General features: G+C 67.2%; 22 protein-coding genes and 1 pseudogene. 10 read left to right on the top strand and 13 right to left on the bottom strand.

The features are described from left to right. Complete coding sequence (locus ACXNSR_RS34285) at positions 1–1,281, top strand: zinc-ribbon domain-containing protein (RefSeq protein ID WP_458639216.1); 1,281 nt, start codon at positions 1–3, stop codon at positions 1,279–1,281. 90 nt (positions 1,282–1,371) lie between these two features. On the opposite strand, the gene ACXNSR_RS34290 is transcribed toward ACXNSR_RS34285, so the two are convergent. The 7 genes from ACXNSR_RS34290 to ACXNSR_RS34320 form a co-directional block, all read right to left on the bottom strand. Next, positions 1,372–2,874, bottom strand: coding sequence for an ATP-binding protein (locus tag ACXNSR_RS34290; RefSeq protein WP_458639217.1), 1,503 nt, complete (start codon positions 2,872–2,874; stop codon positions 1,372–1,374). An 18-nt stretch (positions 2,875–2,892) separates the two neighbouring features. Continuing rightward, positions 2,893–3,324: a DUF6238 family protein gene (locus ACXNSR_RS34295; RefSeq protein ID WP_458639218.1), complete on the bottom strand. Its 432-nt coding sequence runs from the start codon at positions 3,322–3,324 to the stop codon at positions 2,893–2,895. A 19-nt stretch (positions 3,325–3,343) separates the two neighbouring features. Further along, positions 3,344–4,813: an SCO6880 family protein gene (locus tag ACXNSR_RS34300; RefSeq protein ID WP_458639219.1), complete on the bottom strand. Its 1,470-nt coding sequence runs from the start codon at positions 4,811–4,813 to the stop codon at positions 3,344–3,346. A gap of 100 nt (positions 4,814–4,913) precedes the next feature. Beyond that, positions 4,914–6,317 carry an SCO6881 family protein gene (locus ACXNSR_RS34305; RefSeq protein WP_458639220.1) on the bottom strand — a complete coding sequence of 468 codons (1,404 nt, stop codon included), beginning with the start codon at positions 6,315–6,317 and terminating at the stop codon, positions 4,914–4,916. Between the two features lie 31 nt (positions 6,318–6,348). After that, positions 6,349–7,032: a hypothetical protein gene (locus ACXNSR_RS34310; protein WP_458639221.1), complete on the bottom strand. Its 684-nt coding sequence runs from the start codon at positions 7,030–7,032 to the stop codon at positions 6,349–6,351. Further along, a complete protein-coding gene (locus ACXNSR_RS34315) occupies positions 7,032–7,340 on the bottom strand; it encodes a DUF6112 family protein (RefSeq protein WP_257553120.1) in 309 nt (102 codons plus the stop codon). The genes ACXNSR_RS34310 and ACXNSR_RS34315 overlap by 1 nt, the downstream gene beginning before the upstream one ends. Before the next feature lie 78 nt (positions 7,341–7,418). After that, positions 7,419–8,531 carry a C40 family peptidase gene (locus ACXNSR_RS34320; RefSeq protein ID WP_458639222.1) on the bottom strand — a complete coding sequence of 371 codons (1,113 nt, stop codon included), beginning with the start codon at positions 8,529–8,531 and terminating at the stop codon, positions 7,419–7,421. Positions 8,532–9,084: 553 nt separating this feature from the next. On the opposite strand from ACXNSR_RS34320, the gene ACXNSR_RS34325 reads away from it, so the two are divergent. Beyond that, a complete protein-coding gene (locus ACXNSR_RS34325) occupies positions 9,085–9,831 on the top strand; it encodes a DNA-methyltransferase (protein WP_458639223.1) in 747 nt (248 codons plus the stop codon). A gap of 103 nt (positions 9,832–9,934) precedes the next feature. Here the strand turns inward: ACXNSR_RS34325 and ACXNSR_RS34330 are convergent, their stop codons facing one another. Next, complete coding sequence (locus ACXNSR_RS34330) at positions 9,935–10,903, bottom strand: DUF5655 domain-containing protein (protein WP_458639224.1); 969 nt, start codon at positions 10,901–10,903, stop codon at positions 9,935–9,937. Between the two features lie 169 nt (positions 10,904–11,072). On the opposite strand from ACXNSR_RS34330, the gene ACXNSR_RS34335 reads away from it, so the two are divergent. Beyond that, positions 11,073–11,264, top strand: coding sequence for a helix-turn-helix transcriptional regulator (locus ACXNSR_RS34335; RefSeq protein WP_458639225.1), 192 nt, complete (start codon positions 11,073–11,075; stop codon positions 11,262–11,264). A gap of 123 nt (positions 11,265–11,387) precedes the next feature. Here the strand turns inward: ACXNSR_RS34335 and ACXNSR_RS34340 are convergent, their stop codons facing one another. Continuing rightward, positions 11,388–11,555, bottom strand: coding sequence for a hypothetical protein (locus ACXNSR_RS34340; protein ID WP_458639226.1), 168 nt, complete (start codon positions 11,553–11,555; stop codon positions 11,388–11,390). Positions 11,556–12,251: 696 nt separating this feature from the next. Here ACXNSR_RS34340 and ACXNSR_RS34345 point away from each other — a divergent pair. The 6 genes from ACXNSR_RS34345 (at position 12,252) to ACXNSR_RS34370 (ending at position 19,404) form a co-directional block, all read left to right on the top strand. After that, positions 12,252–13,163, top strand: a complete 912-nt coding sequence (locus tag ACXNSR_RS34345) for a hypothetical protein (RefSeq protein WP_458639227.1) — start codon at positions 12,252–12,254, stop codon at positions 13,161–13,163. 99 nt (positions 13,164–13,262) lie between these two features. Continuing rightward, on the top strand, positions 13,263–13,667 hold the full coding sequence (locus ACXNSR_RS34350; RefSeq protein ID WP_458639228.1) for a hypothetical protein: 405 nt from the start codon (positions 13,263–13,265) through the stop codon (positions 13,665–13,667). 135 nt (positions 13,668–13,802) lie between these two features. Further along, positions 13,803–14,366: an HNH endonuclease gene (locus tag ACXNSR_RS34355; protein ID WP_458639229.1), complete on the top strand. Its 564-nt coding sequence runs from the start codon at positions 13,803–13,805 to the stop codon at positions 14,364–14,366. A gap of 219 nt (positions 14,367–14,585) precedes the next feature. Then, a complete protein-coding gene (locus ACXNSR_RS34360) occupies positions 14,586–15,269 on the top strand; it encodes a hypothetical protein (protein ID WP_458639230.1) in 684 nt (227 codons plus the stop codon). Between the two features lie 9 nt (positions 15,270–15,278). Next, positions 15,279–17,291, top strand: coding sequence for a coiled-coil domain-containing protein (locus tag ACXNSR_RS34365; RefSeq protein WP_458639231.1), 2,013 nt, complete (start codon positions 15,279–15,281; stop codon positions 17,289–17,291). A 52-nt stretch (positions 17,292–17,343) separates the two neighbouring features. Next, positions 17,344–19,404, top strand: coding sequence for an NACHT domain-containing protein (locus ACXNSR_RS34370; RefSeq protein WP_458639232.1), 2,061 nt, complete (start codon positions 17,344–17,346; stop codon positions 19,402–19,404). Positions 19,405–19,644: 240 nt separating this feature from the next. On the opposite strand, the gene ACXNSR_RS34375 is transcribed toward ACXNSR_RS34370, so the two are convergent. Both ACXNSR_RS34375 and ACXNSR_RS34380 read right to left on the bottom strand, forming a co-directional pair. Next, positions 19,645–20,577, bottom strand: a complete 933-nt coding sequence (locus ACXNSR_RS34375; RefSeq protein WP_458639233.1) for a 5'-nucleotidase — start codon at positions 20,575–20,577, stop codon at positions 19,645–19,647. A gap of 139 nt (positions 20,578–20,716) precedes the next feature. Further along, a complete protein-coding gene (locus tag ACXNSR_RS34380; protein WP_458643469.1) occupies positions 20,717–21,844 on the bottom strand; it encodes a tyrosine-type recombinase/integrase in 1,128 nt (375 codons plus the stop codon). A gap of 120 nt (positions 21,845–21,964) precedes the next feature. Here ACXNSR_RS34380 and ACXNSR_RS34385 point away from each other — a divergent pair. After that, a pseudogene (locus ACXNSR_RS34385) lies at positions 21,965–22,132 on the top strand (pirin family protein); the annotation flags it as partial. Positions 22,133–22,493: 361 nt separating this feature from the next. Here the strand turns inward: ACXNSR_RS34385 and ACXNSR_RS34390 are convergent. Both ACXNSR_RS34390 and ACXNSR_RS34395 read right to left on the bottom strand, forming a co-directional pair. After that, complete coding sequence (locus ACXNSR_RS34390; protein ID WP_458639234.1) at positions 22,494–22,940, bottom strand: nuclear transport factor 2 family protein; 447 nt, start codon at positions 22,938–22,940, stop codon at positions 22,494–22,496. A gap of 49 nt (positions 22,941–22,989) precedes the next feature. After that, positions 22,990–23,874: an SDR family oxidoreductase gene (locus tag ACXNSR_RS34395; RefSeq protein ID WP_458639235.1), complete on the bottom strand. Its 885-nt coding sequence runs from the start codon at positions 23,872–23,874 to the stop codon at positions 22,990–22,992. Positions 23,875–24,036 lie beyond the last annotated feature (162 nt).

Raw genomic sequence — 24,036 nt, forward strand, 5'->3', positions numbered from 1 at the left:
GTGTCGCAGCCGAAGACGAAGCAGCGCGATCTACTCAAGGACAGCGGCCTTCACGTCCTCGACTGGTGGGATCACGGAACCAACGACGCCGCTGCATGGGAGACCGTCGGTCTCAGAGCGCTTCGAGAGGTCTCGTGGTGCTGCCCCGATTGCGGACTGCAGTTCCTGAAGAGAGTGATCGACATGGTCACGATCCCGAAGTGCCCCGATTGTGAGCCGAAACGCCGCGCCGCATGGAACGCGGAGTACGAGCGCTACAAGGCGACACCGGTTGCCGACGTACCCGAGTTGCTCGCGGCGTGGGCCGATGACGCGGATCCGCGCACCGTGTCAGTCGCGGGTTCTGGGCCGCTGCGCCGATTCCGTTGCCCGCAAGGACACCACCCGCGTCTCTCGCCTCACACGTACCTGCAGTCGGGGTGCCCGTCCTGCCGCGGCCAGGACACGCGGATCGAGCGGATGCTGGATGGTGAGCTCGATCCCGCTGCCTTCGGGCTCGGTGCGGAGATCGCCTCGCAGTGGCATCCGGTCAAGAATGGGGCCGTCAAACTGGCAGCGGTGTCACCTGGGTCGCGCAAGGCCCGGTGGTGGCAGGATCCGAACTGTGGCCATGAGTGGGAGGAAACACCAGCACAGCGTGACAAAGGGCAGCGACTCCGATGTCCCGTCTGTCGCACGATCCTCGACTCGCTCGCCTACCACTTCCCTGAGCTGGCAGCGGAGTGGTCATCCGCGAATCCGGTTTCCGCTTGGCACGTGCGCCCGACGGGTCAGACTCCGTTCGTGCCCACCTGGGTGTGCGCGGCAAGCCCCGAGCACGTGTGGCAGGTCTCCTTGGCGTCTCGGTCGGCTGGCAGCGGCTGCCCCGAGTGCCGGGAACACGGTAAGTCGCAGGTTGAGCTGGATCACCACGCGGCTGCGGAGCGGGTCTTCGGCAACGCTGCATCCGGTCAGTCACTTCGCCACGATGCGTTCACCCGTCGTGCAGCGTGGCTTGTCGACATCTCGGTTGACCTCGCCCACGGCCAGAAGCTCGTCATCGAATACGACGGTTCCTACTGGCACGCGGACAAGGGCGACCTCGACCTCGAAAAGTCTCGGGACCTGCTCGCCGCCGGGCACCTCGTGGTCCGCCTGCGCGAGCATCCCCTCCCGGCACTGCCGATCTCCGAGCCGGGTTACACGGAGTTCGTCGTCTACTCGACGGCGGCTGACCCGAATGGCACGATTGCGCGCGTCAAGCAGTGGGTGCTCGGGCACGTGACGCCGGGTTCGGAGTGAAGCTGCCTCTGCCTTGCCACGGCGTGCGTCAAACGCTCGACGTGCGGGTCACGTCGGCTCGCTGATCACGGCTACCGGAGTGCCCGTGACCTACGCGGCCATGCGGAGATCGGTGTCGAACAGTTCCCGTTCCCGCGGGTGGAGCAGGTGCTGAGTGATGAAGCTCCTGCCGGCGACCTTCCACAGGCCGCGGCCCTTCGTCAGGGCGGAGACCGCCTGGGTCTCCACCCCGGTCAGTCCGAGCACGGCGGCCGCGGTGGCCAGCTGGTCGGCCTCCTGGCGGTAGATGATCCGGGTCGAGCAGTCGGTCAGCAGGCCCTCGGCCAGGGCTCGTCCCCGCGACCCCGCATCCCCGGCGGTCAAGAGGTCGGACAGCCTGTGGATGACCATCATGTTTGCGATGCCCAGGCCTCGGGACAGCTTCCACTGGGACTGCATGCGCTCCAGCAGGGCGACGTGCCGCATCACGCGCCACGCCTCGTCGTAGATCACCCAGCGGCGCCCGCCGGTGGGATCGGACAGGGCGGATTCCATCCAGGCGCTCGCGCAGGTCATGGCGAGGACGAGGCCAGTGTCGTCGCCTGCCCCGCCGAGCCGCGACAGGTCGATGGACAGCATCGGCGCGCCGGGATCGAAGCGGACGGTCGACGGTGCGTCGAACATGCCGGCCAGGTCACCGTGGATGAGGCGACGGAGCGCGTGGGCGAGGTCTTCGGCAGCGTGTCCGAGGCGTCCCGACCGGTCGCCGGTTGCGGTTTCGAGCTGCTCGGGGGAGCCGAGGACGTAGGCGATGTCGCCGAGCAGTGGGGTGGTGCCGGTCGAGGTGCGGTACGCCACCACGTGGTCGAGCGCGACGTCGAGGGCGGTGTGCTCCATGGGGTGCAGCTCGCGTCGAAGAACGGTCTTCGCCAGCGAGCCGAGCAGCAGGAGGCGCCGCTTGCGGACCTCGGTGGTCCAGTCGGCCTCGCTGATGGCGTGCGGCCTGGCCGGAGCGTCCAGGGGATTCAGCCGACCGGGGAGACCGGGGCCCAGGGCGATGGTCTGGCCGCCCAGTTCCTGGGCGACGACCGTCCACTCGCCCTTCGGGTCGCAGGGCACGTAGATGCGGTACCCGAAGGCCACGGCGCGCACGGCGAGGGACTTGGCGAGGGCGGACTTGCCCATGCCGATGATTCCCGCGAGCAGGATGTTGGGGTTGGTGAAGCCCTCCAGACGCCCGTAGAGGGCGAACGGGTCGTACGTGAACGCCGCTTCCGCGTGGACGTCCTGGCCGACGTAGATCCCCTGGGCGCCGAGACCGCCTTCGGCGAGGAAGGGGTACGCGCCGCTCGCGGTCGCGGTTGTCATGCGGTGGGCGGGGAGCTTGAGCCGCCCACCGCGGCCGGAGGCCGGTCCGGGGCGGCCGGCGGCCGGGTAGGTAGGGCGCAGTTCGGGGTCGGCGCCGGTCTTCGTACGGAGGGTCTCCGGCTGGGAGGCGTGCCTCGCCTGTACGCGGGCGGCGGCGAACTCGTCACGGGCCACGCGGGCGGAGCGGCGGTCGGTCTTGTGTGGGACGAAGAGGGGGCTGGCGGTCGCCCGGGTGCGGGAGGACATGGTGGTGGTGCTCCTGGATCAGAGTCGGGTGGACGGGCCGCGCAGCTCGGCGGGGGTGTGGTAGCGCCGTACGAGGACGGCGGTCTCCAGGTGGCGTCGGCAGATGGTCAGCTCGGGCGCTCCCTGCGGGAGGCGGCTGTGGCACTCCTCGCGCGAGGGGATGACGCCGGTGCTGGGGCGGGGAGCTGCGTGAAAGGCGTCGTGGAGATGCTCGGCCGCCTGCCATATCCGGATCCGGGCCGCCCGCAGCTGGTCGGCCTCCGCCCTGGCCAGCGGTCGAGTACGAGTCGCGTGGGCGTCGAACAGGGCGTACAGGGAGAGGAGATGGCGGTGCAGGCCGTCCAGTTCGGTGCGGCTCGCTGCGACGGGTCCGGCCGGGACGGTGATCGCCCGGTGGAAGTCGAGGGCCTCGGTGGCGTACGCCAGCTCCGCCTGGGACTCGGTCGGCATGAGGAACCCCTTCGGTCGGCTACGGGCGGGCGAGCGGCAGCGCGGCGTTCGTGAAGGCCTCGGCTTGCTGCCAGGTCAGCGGCCGGAGGTCGACGAGGGCGGCGACGGCCGCGGTCTCGATGGCCGCGCAGGCGGAGTTGAGCTGCTCGGCGGTGTCGGCGGAGACGGTGATCAACCCGGTCAGGGCGACGTCGGCGTGGCCGGCGATGAGCTGGCGTTCGCGGTCCTTGATGTCCGCGTACTCCACCGAGTCCTCTTCGGAGTCAACCTGGCCCTTGCGCTGACGCTCGGCGGCGTCCGCGATCACGGTGGCCTTCTTGCGCTGCACGTCCTTGAGCGCGGCGTCCAGCCCCTTGGGCTCGTAGGTCAGGGACAGGGTGCGTCGTACCCCAGAGGTGAAGAGAAGCTGGTGCAGGAAGCCGGGAGAGGTTTCGATCCGGGGCCAATTCTCGATCCAGAAGGTGGCGTGGTGGGCCGAGTCGGTTTCGATCCGGTCTGCCTTCTCGACCAGGACGACGGGGCCTGCGGCAGCCGGGTCGGCCTGCGGTCGTCCGGTGGCCGACCACTGGTCGAGGGCTGCCAGAGCCTTGGGGTCGTAGGCGGTGCGGATCACCGCGGCGATCTCGGTGGCGAGGAGCCAGCCGCCCGGGGTGAGGCCGGAGGTGCGGGCGGCCTGGTCGAAGGTGGAGGTGAGCTGGGTGAGGACGGCGAAGCTGCCGGTGAGCCCGCCGCCCGCCTGGTTGATCAGACGGCGGCCTGCCTTGAGGTCCAGGGCGAGCGCCACGTAGCTCTCGTGCGGGGCCGCGGCCGGGCCAGCGGCGGTCAGCAGGTCGGCGTAGATCGGCCCGGCAAGGTGCGCCTGGGGATTGCCGTACGCGCCCCAGTACCGGTTCAGGGAGTCGCCGCTGTCCGGCACGGTGCGCTCCAGCACCTGGACCCGGGCGATATGGCCCGTGCGGGCGAGCGCGGCGAGAGTGCGGCCCCAGCTGGCGACGTTGTGGTTCTGGGTGGAGGGATCGAGCAGGGCGAAGGCCCGCGAGGACACCTTGACCACCGCGGTGAGTGTCCCGTTGTGGGGATCGTGGACGGCGCTGAGACGGCCGTCCGCCGAGGTGACGACGCGCAGGGAGGCCGCGGTGCCAGGGAGGTGGAGCAGTCCGTCGCGCCGCGGTCGGCTGGAGGGCCGGGTGAGCCAGACCAGCTGGCACTTGCTACGCCGCCATGTGTACCGCAGGGCGATCGGTGCCCAGTCGGCGAGCGACCGGCCGCGATGGCGTACGAAGACGGCCGAGAGGATGAGCGCCCACAGGGGTATCAGTTTGAGCGCGCCGGCCACACCGGAGGCCATCAGCACCGCGAGCAGGAGCAGGCCGGTGATGGTGGTGGCGACGAGCTGTGGCGCGGACAGTCCGAGCAGGACGCCCCGGCGCGAGCGGTGGGGGAACTTCACCGTGGCAGGGCCGTCGGGCTGTGGAGAGTCGAAGGGCATGGCGGGGCCGTCCTTGGAACGTCGAGAGAAAGCGCGAGGTGAGGGAACGGGGGCGGGCTGAGGCCGTACAGACCACGGCCCGCCCCCTGGTTGGGCAGGGCTAGGAGGCCGGACCGTTCTGCTGGCTGGGGTAGACCCACCACTGCGATGTGGCGCCGCCTTGCGGTGTCGGCCCGCCGACGGGACCCGCCGAGCCGGTACGAGGCGCGGCCCGGTGCACCTGGATCGGCTGCGTGGCCGATCCCCCGGAGCCCTGCGGCGTGGGCCCGGACGCGGCGGAGGCAGCCTGGGCCGACGCGCCGCCGACGTCCTGGCCGGGGCGCTGGATCAGCGGCTGCCCGCGATCGCCGTCACTGGGGGGCCGACGGATGAGCGCGCGGCCCTTGTCGCCCGTGGCAGCAGCGTCCTCGCCGAACCGGAAGCTGGTCTGCTTCTGCTCACCGCCGGAGATCTCTCCCGAGCCTCCGCTCGGATCGATCCCGGACACGACACCGTCGGAGCCCTGCCCCGGCACCTTTGCCGGTCCCTGTGGAGCAGGCATACCGGTACCGGCCTGAACAGCGAGCTGCCCTGCCGTCTTCGCGGCTCGAGCGGCCACCGCCGCGCCCGCCACACCGGTGCGGTGCAGATCCTCCTGGCCGCCGCCGTCCGCAGCCCAGTGGACGAACTTGTAGGTCGCGTACGGACACAGCAGAACCAGCACCATGATCACGATGCCTGCCATTGCGTCCGACAGGGCACCGAGGCCGTCCGCCGGATCAGTCTTGCCCATGGCGGAGATGCCGAGGAGGAACACGATCGTCATCAGCATCTTGCTGACGATCAGCGTGCCGGTGGCCTCGATCCAGCCGCGCCGCCAGCGCCGGGCGACCTCCCAGCCGCCGCCGGCACCCGCGAAGACCGCCAAGGTGACCAGGACCAGGATCCCGATCTTGCGGGCGACCATCACGGCCCAGTACAGGAACGCCCCGACGGCGGCGCCGAGAGCGACGATGGAGGGGATGCCCCAGCCCAAGCCGTACATCGCGCCGTAGAGGTTGACCTTGATCATGCGCCGTACCGCGTCGTCGATCGAGCTGTTTGCCGCCTGGAACAAGCCGGCGCTCAACGCGTCGACCACAGTGAGGGCGACGGTGGTGAAGGCGATGGCGGCGAACGCGAAGATCACGCCGCCGACCGTGCCGCTGACGGCCTGGGCGAGTGCCCGCTCGTCGCGGCGCCACGCGGCGCGCATCAGCTGCAGGCAGAAGGTGCCGACGGTCAGGATGAGGCCGATCGGCAGCAGCAGCTCGTAGTTCGAGCGGAACCACTCGGCATTGAGATCGATGCCGGTCGTCTGGTCGACGGCCTGGGCGGCGAGATCGGCGCCGCCCTGGGCCATCTCGCCCATGGACTTGGCGATCCAGGCGCCGATGCCGTCGGTGACGGCTTCGCCGGTGGAACCGACCACGCCGCCGACGATGCCGCAAACCTTGTCCATCATGGGGATGTCGCAGGCTCCCACAAGGGGTACCTCCTTTCAGGGACGGGGGGAGTCATGGCGAGACGGTCGGCAGTACGCCGGCCAGCGCACAGCTCTGCTGCGGCCGGCACTGAACCGCGAGCGTGAGGGAGCGGGCCTCCGCTCCACCGCCGGCACCGGCCCAGGCGATGGACTGACGCCCCGAGACGGTGACGGCGTAGACGTAGGCGGTGGTGATGGCCCCGGGATCCGAGGCGAGAGCAGCCTTGAACGCCTCCGGGAAGTGGCCCTCGCCCACGGTGGCGGTGATGTGCTGCTGGTTGTCCCGCAGCCGGGACCACAGCACAGGATCAGGGATCTGCTTGGTGACGGAGGCCCAGTCCGCGTACTTCGCCTCGCTTGTCATCCACCGCTGGATGTCGGCCAAGTGCTCCGGCTGAGAGAGGGCGCGGGTGTCATAACTCCACAGGGCCTGGGCTGCTGCTTTCCCGAAGACGATCGGGTCACTGGTCGTGGGCGGCGTCGGGGCGCTGCCCCCCGATCCCGCAGAGGGCTTGGCCGGGACGGACGGAGCGGCCGACGCCCTGGCTTCCGGTTCCTTCGCGCTACCGCCGGCATCGGTGCGGGTGAAGTAGGCGAGCAGTCCGGCCACCCCGGTCAGGACGGCCAGCACGACAGCACCGATCAGGGTCCGCCGCCAGACCGACGAGGTGGCAGGAGCGCTGTGCCTGCCCTCGGAGAGACGCTTCTTCGGCATCAGTGGACCTGCGTGCCCATCGCCGAGAAGAACGCGACGATGCCGTTGGCGGCGCCGAGCAGTAGGGCACAACCCGCCGCGACGACGGTGCCCTTCTTGCCGTTCGCCTCCGCCTGGTGGCCGCCGCTGTGGTGGCCCCAGGCCCAGACGAGCGCGGAGATGGCCAGCGCTCCGACGACGGCGATGATGCCGAACAGGTTGATGGAGCTGATCACGTTCTTGAGGACGTCGAGTCCGGGAAGGCCACCCTCGCGGGGCGTGACGCCAGGGTCGTACGCGAGGAACTGGGCCTTCTCAACGAACTTCATGGGGAACTCCAGTTTGAAAATGGGCATGGGGAGGCCCGAGAGTGCGATGGGGGAGAGAGGGGGAGGGCGGGAGATCGGTCAGACGACGCGACGGACTGCGAGTACGTCCGGCTTCCAGTCCGCGAGGGTCGAGATCTTGACCACGTCACCGGTCCGAGGTGCGTGGAGAATCAGCCCCGAGCCGATGAACATCCCGACGTGTTCGGGTACGGCGGCCGTGCCGCGCGTGAACAGCAGATCGCCGGGCTGGAGGGTGTCGACGCTCACCGCACGGCCTTCGTTGACCTGCGTGTACGTGGTCCGGGTCAGCGAGACTCCGCCGGCCTTGAAGGACATCTGCATCAGGGAGGAGCAATCGCACCGCCCCATGGGGTCCGGCCCCCGCGGCTCGGTGCAGGTGCCGCCCCACTGGTACGGGGTACCGAGCTGTCCCAGGCCCCAACGGATAGCCGTCTGCACGGCCTTCGGGGCATCCGCCGGAATCTGGTACCCGTCCGGGAGCGAGCCGGGCGGAATCGGGCCGAAGGCCGTACCGTCAGCGCACCCACCGCCAAGGGCTGTCGGGGCTGGAGTGCCTCCCGCAGGGCTGGCGTTGGCTCCACCCTGGGGAAGGGCGGTGCTGATCGCCTTCTGCAGGGCTGTCGCCAACGGCTCCCACTTCGCGTACGCGTGGGGGAAACCGCTGGCCTGCACTGCCTGAGCAGCCTGGGCGACGGTCATTGACTCCCATCCCGACACCTCGAGCAGTCCCTCGTAGAACTTCGTCGAGGCGTAGACGGGATCGCGCACCTGCTCCGGCGTCCCCCAGCCCTGCGATGGGCGCTGCTGGAACAGCCCCAAGGAGTCCCTGTCCCCGTAGTCGAGGTTCCGGAGCCCTGACTCCTGCAGGGCGGTGGCCAGCGCGACGATCTGCCCGCGAACGGGCACCTTCATCGCCGCGCCGGTCGCCTGGATCGCCTTGGCGTTCGGGATCTGCTCCTTGGGGTCGTCCAGGCCCGGCACGGACACTGAGCTGCTGCTGCCCTTGAGGACCGACTCCACCTGCCCGGCCACCGCGGCCGTATCGACACCCTGCTGGTCACCGCAGGCAGCCTGTGCGTTCGAGGAGCCGATCAGAGCAACAGTGAGCGGCGCGATCAGGATCAGCGGAGCGACCGCCACCGCGCCGGCTATCGCGGCAACCTTGATCATGGGTGACCGCCGGATATTCGCTGACACCGAAGCCTGGGCCAGGGAGTTGGACGTGCCCGGGCAAGCTGCATCCGCAGCTCCTTACTCGTAGACAGGGCAGCACCGGAGTTCTCGTCGAAAGGCCACCGGTGCCGCACTGGTCGTGAATGCTCGGCCTCAGCGGGCCAAGAGGCAGTGATGACGCAGGGGAGCGGCTAACTCGCACCTACGTCCCTGGTGGTGGCGTGCGGCAGCCAGCCGCGCTCGTAATCTCATTCGGCACATGAGAGGTACGTCCTTCCGAATCTCCAGCAGCTCCACTGCTTGAACTCGGCGAGACTGTATGGACGGAATCCGGCCGCACCAAGCAGGCTGAGAATTCGTGCAGGTCCCTCTTCGAGGGGAGCGCGGTCCCATTCGGCATGGCTGAGTAAGTCGGTTAACCTCCACCGCACCAAACCCACGAGAGCGCCGCCCGAGGCTCTACGGAGGGGTAATCCCCGGTGCGTACTCCCGGAATCCACAACAGATCTGGGATCGCGACCGACCGCAAGACGAATGAAAGGCCGCACCTGTGTCGTACACGCTGCACCGAGGAGATGCGCTCACCGTCCTCAAATCCCTGCCGAACGCTAGCGTGGACGCAGTGATCACCGATCCGCCCTACAACTCGGGCGGCCGCACCAGCTCGGATCGAACCGGGCGGACCGCCCGCGCGAAGTACACCAGCGGCGACGCCAAGCACGACCTGCAGAACTTCCCCGGTGAGAACCGCGACCAGCGCTCGTACCGCGCCTGGCTGACCGACCTGCTCACCGAGTCGTACCGGGCCTCCCGCGAACACGCGGTGGCGATGGTCTTCACCGACTGGAGGCAGGAACCGACCACCACCGATGCCCTCCAGATGGCCGGCTGGACCTGGTCCGGCACCATCCCCTGGATCAAGCCGGCCTCCCGGCCCCGCAAGGGCGGTCCGAAGCAGGACTCGGAGTTCATCGTCTGGGGCGTCAAGGGCAGCCTCGACAACACCCGCGATCTCTACCTGCCCGGCCACTACATCGCGTCCCAGCCCCGCAAGGACCGCGTGCACATCACCCAGAAGCCCGTCGAGGTCATGCAGCAGCTCGTCCAGGTCTGCCCACCGGGAGGCACCGTCCTCGACCCCTTCACTGGCTCAGGTTCCACCGGCGTTGCCGCGTTGAAGGAAGGCCGCCACTTCATCGGTGTCGAGCTCTCCGCCCACTACGCCGGCCTTGCCGAACAGCGCCTCCGTGCAGCCCTCGGCCAGGAGGCCTTCGAGCTGGCGGGGCCGGAGCTCTGAGATGACGGGCTCAGGCAGAGCACGCAGAGACAGGCGGACGGACGAAGGGCGGTCGCCGTACCGGAACCCCGGATACGGCGACCGCCCTTCGTGCATCGAGGTCTCAGCCGGCCGTGATGCTCCGCTGTATGAGAGCGCCCGCCCGTTCCAGATCCTCCTGGGATCTGATCCGCACCTCGATCCCGCCCCGGAGCCCCAAGCAGCCCACCCCGCTGACGTCCCGCGTGAACCCGTTCTCCAACTCGACCGCGTCGGGCGGTACACGCAGGTTGACCACGAGGGCACGATTTCTGGGCTGAACGCGGACAGTCGCCACGCTCTTGATCCGGCGGTACGAGAAGTAGTGCAGCTGTGCTTCCCTCCGTACGTCACCATGGGCGAGCAACACCGCGTCCAGGTCTGCGAACAGGGCTCTCAGCCCTGACGGTGACTCGTCCAGGAACTGCTGCACCGACTTCACGCTCGTACGCGCGCTGGCCGAGGCGGAGGCGAGAGAAGGCCGCCGCTGGGCAAGAGCTGCTGTCCCAGCTACTGAGGCGACCAGCCGGAGAGTGAGTACGTCCTCGAACGCGCGGTAGGCGACGAGGTCGATCCTTCGGCCGATGACCTCCAGCGCGACGGCGCTGTGAGGTGTGAAGTCCCCTGCGATGCAGACGACCCGGGGGTTGCTCCAGTCGACTGCCCCGGCGGCCTCGGAGCCGAGCCGGTCTGCGACGAGCCGCTCGAACTCGTGGTGATTGTCCTCCAGCCACGCCAGGTACGACAGGGCCTGCGGGAGCAGCTCCTTGTCCCGGGTCCGCTTGTACTCGGTGATCACCGGCGTCCCGTTCTCGTCCAGGCCCAGAGAGTCGATACGGCCTCGGTGACGTCCGGTGGGGTACTCGCTGGCCAGGAACCGGATGCCCAGCATCGCCTCCATGTTGGCTTCGATGAGAGTCTGCAGCTGCCTTTCCAGGGCAACGGCCGACCCCTGCATCTCCGTAGCCGTCCCGTCGTGAACACGAAAGGCTCTCAGATCACTCACCGGCATGCCCCTGTTCTCCTGATTCAGATCCAGGGAACCGAGAATCACCCGGCAGCCACAGTTATTCCCAGAACTCGCCTGCAACCTGCGGAAGTCGCGAGGCGGCCGGATCATAGCGCCGAGTCACGGCAGGGCCAAGCCTGTTCCGTCGTGAGAGGCATAGAGCAAGACCAGTGCCGGGATTTGAATTCCGGTCCTCAAGCTCCAGGGAGTTCCGATGGTGCCGCAGTTCATGGATGTGAGAGAGACCGCTCAGTACCTGAACATGTCGGTGCAGTGGGTGTACAGGGAAGCACCTCGGGCAGGGCTCGCCGTCTACCGGTTCGGTGCCGGTCGGAACGCCAAGATCCAGTTCAAGGTGTCCGAAGTGCACGCCTGGGTCAAGCAACAGCGGGTCGACATGCAATAGGACAGGTTGCCGAGAGTGGCACTTCCGCAGCCCGATACGTATGTTCAGTGAGACGGCTCAGCGACTCAGGCCACGAACTCCCATACGGGGAAACCAACCCGAGTTGAGCTCCCTGTGCGATCTTCAGCCGAAGTCGCCGAGGGCGTTCTTCGCCGAGCGCTTGGTGCCGTGTGCGTAGATCGCATTCACGGTGAGGCGCCGATCCTTGCTGCCCGGGGCCGGGTGCTTCGGCTCGAAGCCGCGCGTGCCGATGTACGTGTACAGCGGGGCGGACCCGGGCGGCGAGCTCACTGCTGGCGAGCTGCGGAACCCGCAGCAGGTTCGGGCTGATGTCCCGGCCTACTTCGGTGTCGGCCTTGAGGATCTCCCGTCACGTAGGTACCAGCCGTCGTGTGTTGGTAGGCGCCGGTGTCGACCACGGAGTGGCTTTCTGGGTGCCACTGCTTGATCGGGCGGTCGTCCGGAGTGTCCCGACGGGTATGGCGACACTGTCGGTGTAGAGCACGGGTGGGCTGCCGGGCGTGTTGGCGGGGATCACGACCCCCACACTCGCAGCAGCACACCGACTTGAGTCCCCTGCATCAACCCCGTTGCCCGCGTTGGGGGCTCCAGCGTCCATACGTGAAACGCTTGGCCCCCGCCGCCAACTACTTGACGATCTGCCGCCACAGGGGAGTCATCGGTTCAGCGGATCAGGTGGTTGAGCCCCACAGTGACGGCCGTGCCACAACGGCTCCCCCGGCGACACGGAGGAGGTGTGTGAGGAGGCCCTTCCGCCATGCCGGGCGGCGGTCCCCGACGGGTCGGCGGCGGCGGATGGGGTAGCGCGTACGGTGGTACATGGGCCCTCCAAGGGGTGCCAGGCCCTCGTGCCGCCGACTTTGCGAGAGGGAGCGGCGCGAGGGCGTTTCGTTGCTCCTTACTCTGGGACAGCGGAGCCTGAGAAGTCCCGCTCGATCGCCTCGATCCCGGTGTAAGTTCCAGCCCATGACAGACCAGCTGGGCGAGTGGTCGGCCGGGACGGCTGACGACCTGGTGGAGGATGCCCGCTCCCTGGGAATCACGGTGAGTCCGCGGACGGTCACCGACTACGTCGAGGTTGGTCTCCTTGCGCCGCCGCTCTACCGGAAGACAACGCAGCGAGGCAGCGATCGCCGGCTCTATCCGCCGGAGCAGCGTCGGCTGTTCTACGAGCTGAACGCGGCCAAGCTCAGGTCACCACTCGCACGCGTACCGCATCGGACCATGATCCCCGTGGTCCTGTACTTCTGGTGCATGAACGACACCGTCGTCCCGGGCGTCCAAGCCCGTAGGGCACTTCGTACCTGGGCGCAAAGTGTCGGCATCAACTCCGGCCCGCGCCGTAGAAGCACTGCGAACAAGGTTGTCGCTCAGTTTGCAGATCCTGCGGCGACCAGCGGTCAGCGTCGGATCGCGGAACAGTGGATCCGCGCCGGGGAGGAGAGCCGGAGGCCGGACTTCGACAACATCGCGGACGCTCTCAGTACCGTGGCGAGTCCGTGGCGGACGCGGGGACTCCCTGAGATCGTCCGCGGCTTCGGTCCCGCGGTCGCGCCCATCACCACGGATCAGGCCGTGGCCATGTGGGAACTTCAGTTGCAGGTGAACGAAATCCTGGCATTCGAGGCGGTGCCTGAACACGTCCTCCGTCACGCCCGCGAAGAGCACCGAGAGAACTGGCAGGCGTATCAGGGGGTTCGCGCCGACTGGGCTGCGCAGGCCGGCGCCATGGCGGACATCTTCGCGATGCCGACGAACCAGGAGCAGGCTGCCCGGCAGCAGGTGAACGGGTTCGTCGCGGTTCTCGGAAGCACCCTCGATCTCACAAGGCCGACCTTCGAGCGCGCCCAAGCGAGGGCCAGGGCTCGTATCCGCTAAGCCATACCGACCGCTCACACAAAGGGTTTCTCCACTGCCGTACTGAAGACTTTAGTGCAACAAGTTCAGAAAGGGGCAGCGGTGGTTTCGCTGCAAGAAGTGCACGACTTCGTCGCTAAGTGCATCGTCGCCGAGGGGAAGATCGCCTTCGCGGTACAAGCGGACCTAAACGGCGAGCGACCCGCGTCGTGGTGGCAGGGTGCTGGCGCGGACTTCTCGACGCTCATTCTCGCGGCGCCGGACGGTCCCAATTTCGACGCAGGCACTCCACAGAGAGCCGCCTTCGTCGTGCTGAACGACCCGGCCCACGCCCTCAGATTCCTCGACTACCTACGATGGACTGTCAAGCAGCACGAACCCGTTCTCGTGGCCGCAGAGAAGGACGGTGAGACGATCCCGATGGAGGCCTGTCCCATCGACGGAGCGGAGTGCGAGCCGTTGCTCCGCATGGCGGTCGAGCTCTTTGCTGGCCAGCCGGGCTTCAAGAGTGACTGGCGAGTGTAGTGATGACAACCGCGACCACGTTTTCCCTCACCCAAGCTCGCGATCCTCTGCAGGCTGCAAAGGAGTTCCCAGAGACCAGCAGTGAGGCTGCCCATACGGCGAACACGTCGAGTGTCTGATTTCAGGGGACAAAAGGTGGGGAGAAAGAAGCACAACACGTGGGTTTGGCTCATGGTCCTGTCAGCGAATGACGGGAAGTGTGTCTACTGCGACAGCACGGCCGAGACGATGGACCACGTCATACCTTGGTCCAGGGGTGGGCTGGACAGCTACTACAACCTGGTCCCGGCTTGCGACAGATGCAACGATACGAAGAGCGACAAGACCCCGATCGAGTGGGCGGTACAGCGGGAGTTCAGGGAGCACTGGCCGCTGCGAACGAGGCGACGGAATAATCACACGCTCCGGGGCGCGTTCGAAGAGGCGCAACAGGTCTGCGCGGACCTGCTGGATCACCTCGACGTGGTCCAGGCCGAGATCACAGATGGTCGCCGGAGTGACTGGTTCTTCGAGCGCTACTGGAGGCATCGATCATCTGACTCAGTCTGGATCAGCATCATGCGGGAATGGGGTGCTAACTCCATCGCGGAGGCGAAGGCCAACGGGTGGGCCCTACCGCCGCCGCCGAAGCCGAAGCGCTACCGCGTGACCCGGAAGTACCTCGGGCAGGTCATGGAAGAGATCCCCGATGACGAGTAGCGGCCAACGCATGAAGCTACGAGCGGCATAGCGGACGCACAGCCTCGTCGCGGTGGTCGCGAAAGCCAGGCCGCCAGGCCCGGTGAACTCCTGCGCACCTTCCTCACCTCATGAACTCGTGATGCTCCTGCAGGCTCGGGTTACGGCAACGTGGGCGCGGCAGAGTGGCTGGGCTGGGATGATGGGTGCGCTGATCTACCGAATTGGGGGGGGGGGCTGATGGTCTTGGCACACGGTGTCCGTCGGGCGAGCCGGTGGCAGGACGCAGTACGGCTGCTACTTCTGATCAACGCTTCGGCCCAGCCGGTACCTGCTGGCCTCAACTGCCCTGACACCGCAGTGGGTGTGGTGCGGACGCAGGTGCGTCTGCAAAAGCTGGATTTCTGGCTCCGCTATCCCGACTACCTGGCGTACGAACTCATGAACGAGTATGAGACGCATCCGGACGACAGCGGCCTGCTGGATCTGGCTGAGGAGATCCTTGGCTCTGAGGAACCGGACCTCCGGCGCTTCCCCATGCTGAGGCACCGCTTCGGGGCGTTCGAGGAGCTGGATGAGGCCCTGGCTCTCCTGGTGGAACGGGGATTGGTACGCAAGACACAGGTCCTGGGAACGAATCGAGTGGCAGAGCACCTCTACTTCTTGCTGCAGCTAGGACGTGAGGTGGCAAGCGGTCTGACCACTGATGCTCCGGCCCTGGAGTGGTACATAAGCCGCACCAAGCAGCTGGTGGCGCTGGTTGACGGGCTGGGAGGGACACAGCTGAAGAATCGGCAGTACCTCATGAAGGACTATGCGGAGACCTCGATCGGCCGGCACATCGCCCCCATCACCGAGCAGGCACGGGAACGCCTCGCCCGCTTGAAGGCTTGCCAACCCGCTTCTCTGCCTTCCACCAACTAGGAGTACCCCGTGATCGTTTCTGCATCCGGTTCCGGCCCACTGGCACCGGGTGCCGGGCAGCTGCTGGAGGAAGTGGCCGACATGGTCGGCCTGAAGGCCGGGCAGGTCGACGGCATCCTCCAGGAAGCCGGCATAACCCTGAAGAGCCCGGCACCGGCAGACCGGCGTCTGACTGTGCTGCGGCTGAGGATGAGCGGCATCAAGCATTCAGGCGACGTTTTCGGCTTCGAGCAGTTCTTCGGCCCGGGCGTGTGGGTTATTGCTCATCCCGCCAACAGTGCCGGCAAGACGAGCCTGCTGGAGTGTCTGGTCTGGCCGCTACGCGGCGCCCCCAGAGATCTGCCGCCCGATGTCCGCTCCTGGTTGCGGACGCTGTCGGTCGACGTGATGGTCGCGGGCCGACCCACACGGATCGCCCTGGCATTCACACCCGCGTCCCGTCCGGCAGCAGCGTGCCGCATCTCGACCGCCGACTCTGAAGCAGAACTGCTGGAATCAGCGGACGGGGAACTGCGCTTGGTCGCCGAGGCAACCGGCTTGGAGGACACCAGTCGCGTCATCTCCAGCTACCTGATGGATGTGCTGCGCATGGAGCACACCAGCATGTGGCAAGGCAAGGGTGGTGCCGACGGTGAAGGCGCCGCGCAGGTCCACGGCTGGGCGTCGTACTTCGGTGCCTGCTACCTCAACCCGGGCGGCGACGAGATTTTGCTGGGGGACGTCAGCGCGGTCGGGCTGCCGGGCCGGCTGCTGGAACTGTTCGTCGACGTCCCCTACAGCACGGCGCTCACCCAGCTGTCCGTGGCCGGAAAGCGGGAGACGAAGCTGGTGCGTCAACAGGAGCGGCGTGCCCAGGACGACGAGGCAGCCCGGAAGGCAGACCGAGAGACCTGGCGCAGGGAACTGGCCGGACTGGGTAAGGAAATCGCGGAGCTGCGCGCCGACCAGCAGCGCGATGTGACACCGCTGCTGAACGCGGCGGACCAGGCTGGCGCCGTTCTGCGTGAGCGCTTGGAACAGCTGGATGACCTTGAGCAGGCACTGGCGGATCTGACGGCCGCCCGGATCCGGGCGCAGCAGGCGCTCATGGACACGCGAGAGACGTGGCAGGCCCGTCGAGTGCTGGGCCGCCTGAATCCGGTGTGCTGCCCCCGGTGTGAGGAGCCGCTGGAGGCGGAGCGGCGGGCCGATGAGCGCGAGAGCGCGGCGTGCGCGGTGTGCACGAGGACGCTGCCGGAGATCGACGCTGAGACGGCGGAGGCCGTGCTCGAGGGGCTGCAAGTGGAGCTGGCGTCGGCCGAAGCCGCCGAAGCGAAGGCCCGGCAGCAGCGGGACGCAGCCAAGGCGGGGGTAGAGCAGGCCCAGACAGGCCGGGAGCAGGCGCATGCCGATCTGCAGGGCGTTCTCTCCGTGTCCGGAGTGCATCAACGGCTGCGTGACCTCGAGCTGAGGGCGGCGGTGCTGCAAGGGCAGTTGGCCGCTACCGGCCCGCAGCTGGGAGGTGGGCAGACGGGGCAGGCGAACGTGGATGGTCCCGATGCGGTACTGGAGACGACGCACGATGTGGTGCGCCGCTACGTCGATGCCGAGGCGAAGAGGCTCTTCCCGGTAATGGACAAGCAGATCGTGGAGTTGGCGGCCCGGTTCGGTGTACAGAATTTGGACAGCGTCAGGTTGAACCGGGCGGGGCAGGTCAATGCCGTCAAGGCGGGTGTGGGGACGGCCTTCAAGCGGCTGAGCCGTGGTGACCGGCTGCGGATGCGGATCGCGACGGTCATTGCACTGCTGCGGGTGGGAGCTGCTCGGGGCGTTGCTACCCATCCAGGCCTGCTGTTGATCGACTCGGTTGCGGCGGAGGAGGTCACAGAGGTACCTGCGCGCACGCTGATCGCTGAGCTGCAGGCGCTGTCGGAAGAGCTGCCGGGCCTCCAGGTGGTGCTGACGACAGCGCAGCCGGAGCTTGCGGAAGGTCTGCTACCGAGGGAACGTATTCTCACCGGCAGCGGCGAACATATGTTCTAGTGTGAGGGATGGGTGATCGGTGTGGGCCGCGGGGACGCAGGGGGGTATGACGGTGAGTGACGTCGAGCAGCTCCTTCAGCAGTGGGCGACCCAGGCCAGTGACGAGGACTTGGATGCCGGCCCGACGTTTGCCGATCTGGGTGGCAAACCCGCCGTGGTGCGTGAGGCGGCCGCCATCGCCCTCGGACCGCAGCTGCCGTACCTCCTCCAGGCCATGGCCAAGGACACCGCTGGCGCCGCCGACCTGGAGCACGACGGACTTGTTGCTGCGGCGATCCGAGGGCTGAGCAAGCCGTACGCGGCCTGGGTCTTGTCCGACGCACTGGACGTGTTGTGTTCCTCCTCAGTGTTGCTGGATGAACTGGGCAAGCAGGCGGGGCGTGTTCTAGCGACGCATGCCGAGGAGGCCCTAAGCGGGACTGCGGGTCCGGCCTTTGCACAGCCGGCGATTGTCGGGCTTCTTCGACTGTGCGTGGCCGGCAAGTCCAGTCCGCACCGCCTGCTCCTCATCCTGACGGAGATCACCGGTCAGGAACCTGTAGAAGCCCTGGAGCGACTGCCGTTGCTGATCGGTATCACTCACGACCACTATCCCGATGGCGGCCTGCTGGAAGTGCTCTGCATCCTGGAGAACCACGCTGCCCTTGCACCTGGCTCCCAAGCCGACGCCGGGTTCGAAGTCGCGGTAGGGGAACTGCGGCGCGCGCTGGAGGCGGCCGACCACGCTGAGGCGGAGGCGTGCATGCGCCGCGCCCTGCTGCGGTTCACGGAGCTCGACCGTACCCAGGAGGCGCGCCTGGACGCACGGGCGTACGCGGAGGCTTTGGGCTGCGTACTGGCCTTCGCCGGACCACCGGTCAGTAAAACGGCGGCGCCATCGCGATCCGAGGTCGAGGCGGGCGCGGCGCGCCTGGAAGAGGCCGTGGCTCAGCTCAGTGCCTGGCGCGGCCGCATGGACGAACTCAGTTGGCTCAGTGCCCGCGGGCTGAGCCAGAGCGCCTGGTCGAGACTGGTGGACGGCCTGCGTACTGCGGCGTTGCACCTAGACCAGCCAAGCTGGTACTCCCCAGCCACCGCCCTCAACGACCTATTGCAGGTCTACCAGGCCAGCCGTTCGGTCCACACCAGCATGACCAGCTCAGCCTCTGAGGGGCACGGTCTTGCCCTGCTCATTCCCCCGGCCGTGGAGGCACCCTTTCTCCGCCGTGAGGGACTGCTCCACCACCTGGAGCAGGCACTCGCCGGCGATCCGGCGTTCGCCAGCCATCCCGATGCCCAGGCACTGCTCGCCGCAGTACAGCAGCGCCGCAACCAGACAGCGAGAGCCCAAGACGTGTTGCCGGGAAAAGCGCTGGATGGGCGCCCTGGGCTCAGTATCCTTTTTGGCTCGGCACTGGCGCCCGACGGGCTTGACCCCGACCTGCTGGACCGGATCGAAAGCCTGATCCAGCAGGCCGACCGCGGCTACACTCCCACCGGCAACGCCCGGGTCGACGCCAAATTGGAGTCCCTGCTCGCAGTCCTCGAACGCAGCCCGGCGTGGCAGGTGCCGGACAGCACCTACTACACCGTCTTGCTCGAACACTTCCTGCGCTTTCTGCACGACCGGTTCGACGGACAGGCCGACCTGTACGGCGATCGGACCGCCTACCTGGGGCCTGCGCCCGACAAGAACGACGGATCGCCCGGAACCTGGCCGGAGAAGTCTGTCCAGGACGACATCCACCAGCACCTCAGCGGTGTACTCACCCCGGGTACCGTCCAGCGGGAAGTCGTCGATGTGGCGTCGGGACGCACCGATGTCACCTACACGCCGGAGCCTGGGCGGCGGTTCGTGATCGAGGTCAAACGCCGCAAGACTAAAGCGCCCCCCGAGCTCGTGGAGCGGGACTATCTTGCCCAGGCTGCCAACTACACCGCCACGGGGCCACCGTTCGGGATGCTCTTGGTCGGCGACCACAGCAACCATCAGGCCGGATACTCCGACTTCGGCGACCGTGTATGGATCACCAGCTACGCCCGAAGTGCCACCGAAGTGCCCCGTCTGATCGTCATTGGTGTCTTGCCCATCGGCCGCCCCACACCCTCGGCGCTTCGAAGGCCAACGAGCTGACTCCACTGGGCAGGGCCGAAGCCGACATCCGGCTTGGTATCCGGTTCTCCACACGCCCGAAGGCGTCTGCCGAGCAAGCGCTTTCGAGGGTGCGGTGCGGGCGTGACGGTGGAGCGGCAACTGGCAGATTGGGAAACTCGACTCCCGCGCAGACAGGTTCGTTCGGGTTGCATGCGCATCCGCTGCTTCAGCTAGTTTCAGCGCTCTGGTGAAGGCACCAACGCCTGATACCCAGCGCACTCATGAGGGCGCATTGACGACTCCGAACGGTATGTGCACGCTGGGTGTTGCCGACGCAGTGCCATTCAGGTGGGAGACCTGATCGTCGAAGAAGATGTGCGGATCCAGGGCACCGATGACGGGAGCCTTGTCGATGCCGCCGAGGAAGAAGGCGTCATTGACCCGTAGCCCCCACTGCTTGAGGCTCAGCACGGCACGCTCATGTGCGGGGGCGTCCCGAGCGGTGACCAGGGACACTCGAAGGCGAGGCTGATACCCGGGATTTTTGCGGCGCTCGTCCTCCTCGCGGCGCTGGATGCGGTTGATGCCAGCGAGGAACGCGCTCAACGGTCCTGGATCGTGAGGTGTGGTCGCATTGCGGACCTCGTGCGCACGGAACTCGTCGATGCCAGCGTTTTGGAAGATCCGCTCGGCTGAGTCACCCGCCAGCACACCGTCGAAGTCGAAAGCGATGCGCAGTTCAGGGTCGGCCTCGTCATCAACCCGCGCTGTCTCAAGCACGTGACCCGCTGGCATTCCATCTGCCACCGCCTCATGAACGTCAGCCCCATTGGCAGACAGGAACAACGACATGTTCAGTGCCGGCATGAACCTGTGTGACGAACGTCCCTGCCGAAAGACGGCTCGGCTGATGGGCAGGCCGTGCGCTTCGATCGAACGCATTACCCGTAGGCCTGTGTCGGGGTCGTTTCGCGACAGGATGATGACCTCAACCAGCGAGTCGGTTGGTTCCGCTAGGTCGTTCAACGACAGCAGGCGCCGGACGAAAGGGAAGGCAACGCCCTTTGCCAACACGTCTTTCACGTGGGCCTCTTGGTAAGCGCGGTAGGCATCCTCTCCCCGCTCTCGAAACACTGCGTCGCAGTCGGTGAGGTCGAACAGTGCACTGGAGGCGATCCCTACCACCAAGCGACCGGACAGGTCGTACTTCATGACACCCCCTGCTGGCGTGCGCGCAGTATTGGGATGGTTATCTCCCCGGCGCATATGCCGAAAACATGTGCGACCTCCTTGGTTGCTGGAGTACGCAAGCGAGGGATCGAGTAGGGCGCTTGCTCCTGAGCCTCGCCGGTCAAGCCGCCAGGCCGACGTTCAGGATCTTGGCGGCCTTGCCGATGGAGCCGGGCATGAGGTGGCGGTAGATCTTGAAGGTGATGTCGAGGCTCTTGTGGCCCATCCATTCGGCGACGTCGGTGATGGGGATGCCGTTGGTGAGGCAGTTCGAGGCGAAGAAGTGGCGGAGGCTGTAGATCACCATGCCGTCGGGGACGTCGACTTCGCCGGCGCGCTTGATGCGCTGCCACTGGTTCTGGAGGTAGTAGGCCAGGAACGGCCTCGTGGGGTCCTGGGGGTGACGCAGGAGGTAGCCGTCGACCGTGCCGTGTTTGTCGGCGTACCACTCGATCGTCTCGCGGACGCGGGCCGGGAGCGGGACGTCGCGGTAGTCGGTGGGTTTGCGGTGCTTGAGTCGGCCGTAGGTCTTGGTGGTCTGGTTCACCTGTTCGGTGATCCGGTAGACGTCGCTCGCGACGATGTTGGTCAGGTTGACGGCGAAGGCCTCGCCGTTGCGCATGCCGCAGCCGCTCATCAGGTCGGCGATGAGGAGGAAGCGGTCGTCGCCGGCGATGCGTATGTCGCGGAGCTGGGCGGGGGAGGGGATCACCGCGCGCTCGGGGTCGTACTGCGGGGGCTTGACGCCCAGGACGGGGTTCTCGGTGTAGATGCCGAGGCGGTAGGCGTCCAGGAGGACCGACTTGACCTTGTCGAAGGCGTTGGACTGGGTGGCCAGGCCGGCGCCGTTGCGCTCCATGGTTCGGATGAAGCCGTCGACGACCTTGTGGTCGAAGGTGCTCATCCGGCGGCTGCCGAGGGTGGGCAGGATGTGGTGCCCGAGCAGGGACTCCAGGGTGCGGAGCGAGGACTCGGCGAGGTCGCGTTGGCCGGCCTTCCACTCCGCGGTGTACTCGCGGAACTGCATCGCACCGTACTTCTGGATGCGGTCGGCCTTGCTCTGATTCCTGGGTGCTGCCTTCTTCTCCTGGTAGATGGTGGTGAGGCGGGCGATGGCCTTCTCCTGGGTGGAGAAGCCGGCCTCCTCGGTCTGCTTCCCGGCCGCGTTGCGGTAACGGAGCGTGTAGTCGTGCGGGCACTTCGACCAGCGGGACTGCGGGTGCTCGCAGTCCTTGTAGAAGGTGCCCATGCCATGGGGCAGAGACTTCGTTGCCATGCGGTGCGGGACTCCTGGGGCGCCAATGCTGACCTTTTGCTGACCCCAGAGGTTCCAATCCATTCCTGACCTGCACGAAGACGGATATCTCGTGTTACGTTCTGGAACTGGATCGGCCGGTCCCACGATGACATCGCGCAGGCCCGAGAAGACTGGATGAACGGGTCCCGATTCGGCGAGGTCAAGGGCTACGACGGCCCTCCGATTCCGTCCCCCGAACTCCCGCCGACGCACCTGAAAGCCAGGGGAAGAGTGCGTTGACCTGCTGGTCCGTGTGCACGAGGGCTGGGTGCGACCGCCGCATCCAGCCCTCCGTCCTTCTCAGTGGAAGGGAGGCTGCCGGACATGGCCCGACAGCCTCCGGTGCCGGTGGCCACGTCTCACGCTGTCGTTGAGCTGCTGGCGCCTGCGGCCTTGTCGGCGGAGCAGCCCACGCGTGCGATCCGTCGGTGGAGTGTGTGCGTGGGCACCTGGCAGCCCTTGTGGACAGGTGACAACAGCCTCGCTGGTCCGGTCCCGACCGCCAGGCGGTGGCGAAAGCCTGCATGGGCGCGGGAGGGAACCTGATGAAGGATCATTTCAGGATGCGGCGGCACCCGCCATCTGAAGCGGGCAAGCGGAGTCAGCTTCGGGGCATCCTCGGCAGGAGATCCTTCCAGGCGTGTTCGCCGCCGGCAGCCTCCATCACCAGCCAGGGATTCCAGAAGTCACGGAAGAGCACGATCCTTCCCTGCACGTAGCGCACCACCGACAGGTAGGTCTGGTGGTAGTGGCCCCCGGTGGCGAGCAACGTGCAGTCGGCGGTGAAGGTCGCAACGACCAGGCCGTCCTCGGTGGTGGCGTAGAACTCTGGCTCGGAAAACGCGACCTTCAGCTGGTCACGGAACATCGTCATCTGGGCGAGCAACGCCTCCCGGCCCTGCATCCGGGTGGGGAGGCCCCATGCCGGATAAGGGAATTCGAGCACGCCGTCGTCGGCGAAGCCGTCGATCCACTCCTCGATCTTCCCCTCCTCCAGCAGGTCCAGGCCGTGTTTGAACAGGTCCTTCAGCTCCTGCGTCGCGCTCATACCGGCGCTCCTCTCTGAATGTTGTGGTACCGGGTGGTGAGGACTGTGGTCATCTGGCGGGTGTGACGATCCCGCCCAGAATGCGGTCGATCGCCCGGTCAGGCAGCAGCCTGGCCAGCACGCGGCTTCCCCTGGCGTCGTGGCCGACCCCGTAGCGGGTCCCGGGCCGCTTGGCGACCAGTGCTCGGAAGATCACTCGGGCCACGTCGTCGGGGGTCGTGCGGCTGGTCCGGGCCGAGGTCTCGTTGTTCACCATGAACCGCGGGAATGTGCTGCGGTAGAGGTTGTGGACCGGCTCCGGGGCGCTCTCCAGCGCCCGACTGCCCGCGTCGGACATCTTCTCCCACAGCGGGGTGAGGACGGCGCCGGGCTGGACCACGGTGACGGGGATCCCCTGCGGAGCGAGTTCGCGGCGCAGCGCGTCGCTGAGTGCCTCCTTGGCGAACTGGGCGGCGGCATAGGCGCCGAGGTAGGGAATGGCCACGTTCCCGAGGCCCGAGGTCACGTTGACGATCCGTCCGGAACCGGCCCGCAGCAGCGGCAGAAAGCCCTGGATCACCAGCAGTTGACCCGTGACATTCGTGTCCAGTTGCCGACGCATGAGCTCGCTGGGAACGCATTCGAGCGGAGCCGTGACGGCGATGCCCGCGTTGTTGACGAGCCCCCACAGGCCGGCCTCACCGACCGCCCCGGTGACCTCGTGCACAGCGGCCAGGACCGTCTTCTCGTCCGTCACGTCGATGACGACGGGGGTCAGCCGTCCGGTGGTGGACAGGCGCAGCCCCTCGCCGTCCTCAGGACGGCGCACTCCGGCGAAGACGTGAAAGCCGACCCTCGCCAGGTGGAGCGCGCATGCCTTCCCCAGACCTGATGAGGCCCCAGTGATGACCACGGGTCGGCCTGCAGGTGGTGTCGTGCGCGAAGCTTTCGACATGTCATTCCTCCCAGAAGCAGGACTTGGACGCGGACACGATCGCGCCCGGAGACTCCGCTGCCGAACCGCTCCACCGGCTGTGCGGCGATCACCCCGCTGCACGAGAAGGACGCAGACTCCGACCCGTCAGCGGCCGGTATCGACTGCGACGCGCAGGAGGGG

It is taken from the genome of Streptomyces sp. NC-S4 (genome assembly GCF_054353315.1).

Coding starts and splice junctions, on each gene's coding strand:
- ACXNSR_RS34295 (WP_458639218.1), bottom strand. CDS start 3,324: ATGCCGACCGAGTCCCAGGCGGAGCTGGCGTACGCCACCGAGGCCCTC.
- ACXNSR_RS34375 (WP_458639233.1), bottom strand. CDS start 20,577: ATGAAGTACGACCTGTCCGGTCGCTTGGTGGTAGGGATCGCCTCCAGT.
- ACXNSR_RS34310 (WP_458639221.1), bottom strand. CDS start 7,032: ATGCCGAAGAAGCGTCTCTCCGAGGGCAGGCACAGCGCTCCTGCCACC.
- ACXNSR_RS34395 (WP_458639235.1), bottom strand. CDS start 23,874: ATGTCGAAAGCTTCGCGCACGACACCACCTGCAGGCCGACCCGTGGTC.
- ACXNSR_RS34315 (WP_257553120.1), bottom strand. CDS start 7,340: ATGAAGTTCGTTGAGAAGGCCCAGTTCCTCGCGTACGACCCTGGCGTC.
- ACXNSR_RS34320 (WP_458639222.1), bottom strand. CDS start 8,531: ATGATCAAGGTTGCCGCGATAGCCGGCGCGGTGGCGGTCGCTCCGCTG.
- ACXNSR_RS34335 (WP_458639225.1), top strand. CDS start 11,073: ATGGTGCCGCAGTTCATGGATGTGAGAGAGACCGCTCAGTACCTGAAC.
- ACXNSR_RS34290 (WP_458639217.1), bottom strand. CDS start 2,874: ATGTCCTCCCGCACCCGGGCGACCGCCAGCCCCCTCTTCGTCCCACAC.
- ACXNSR_RS34345 (WP_458639227.1), top strand. CDS start 12,252: ATGACAGACCAGCTGGGCGAGTGGTCGGCCGGGACGGCTGACGACCTG.
- ACXNSR_RS34300 (WP_458639219.1), bottom strand. CDS start 4,813: ATGCCCTTCGACTCTCCACAGCCCGACGGCCCTGCCACGGTGAAGTTC.
- ACXNSR_RS34360 (WP_458639230.1), top strand. CDS start 14,586: ATGGTCTTGGCACACGGTGTCCGTCGGGCGAGCCGGTGGCAGGACGCA.
- ACXNSR_RS34380 (WP_458643469.1), bottom strand. CDS start 21,844: ATGGGCACCTTCTACAAGGACTGCGAGCACCCGCAGTCCCGCTGGTCG.
- ACXNSR_RS34390 (WP_458639234.1), bottom strand. CDS start 22,940: ATGAGCGCGACGCAGGAGCTGAAGGACCTGTTCAAACACGGCCTGGAC.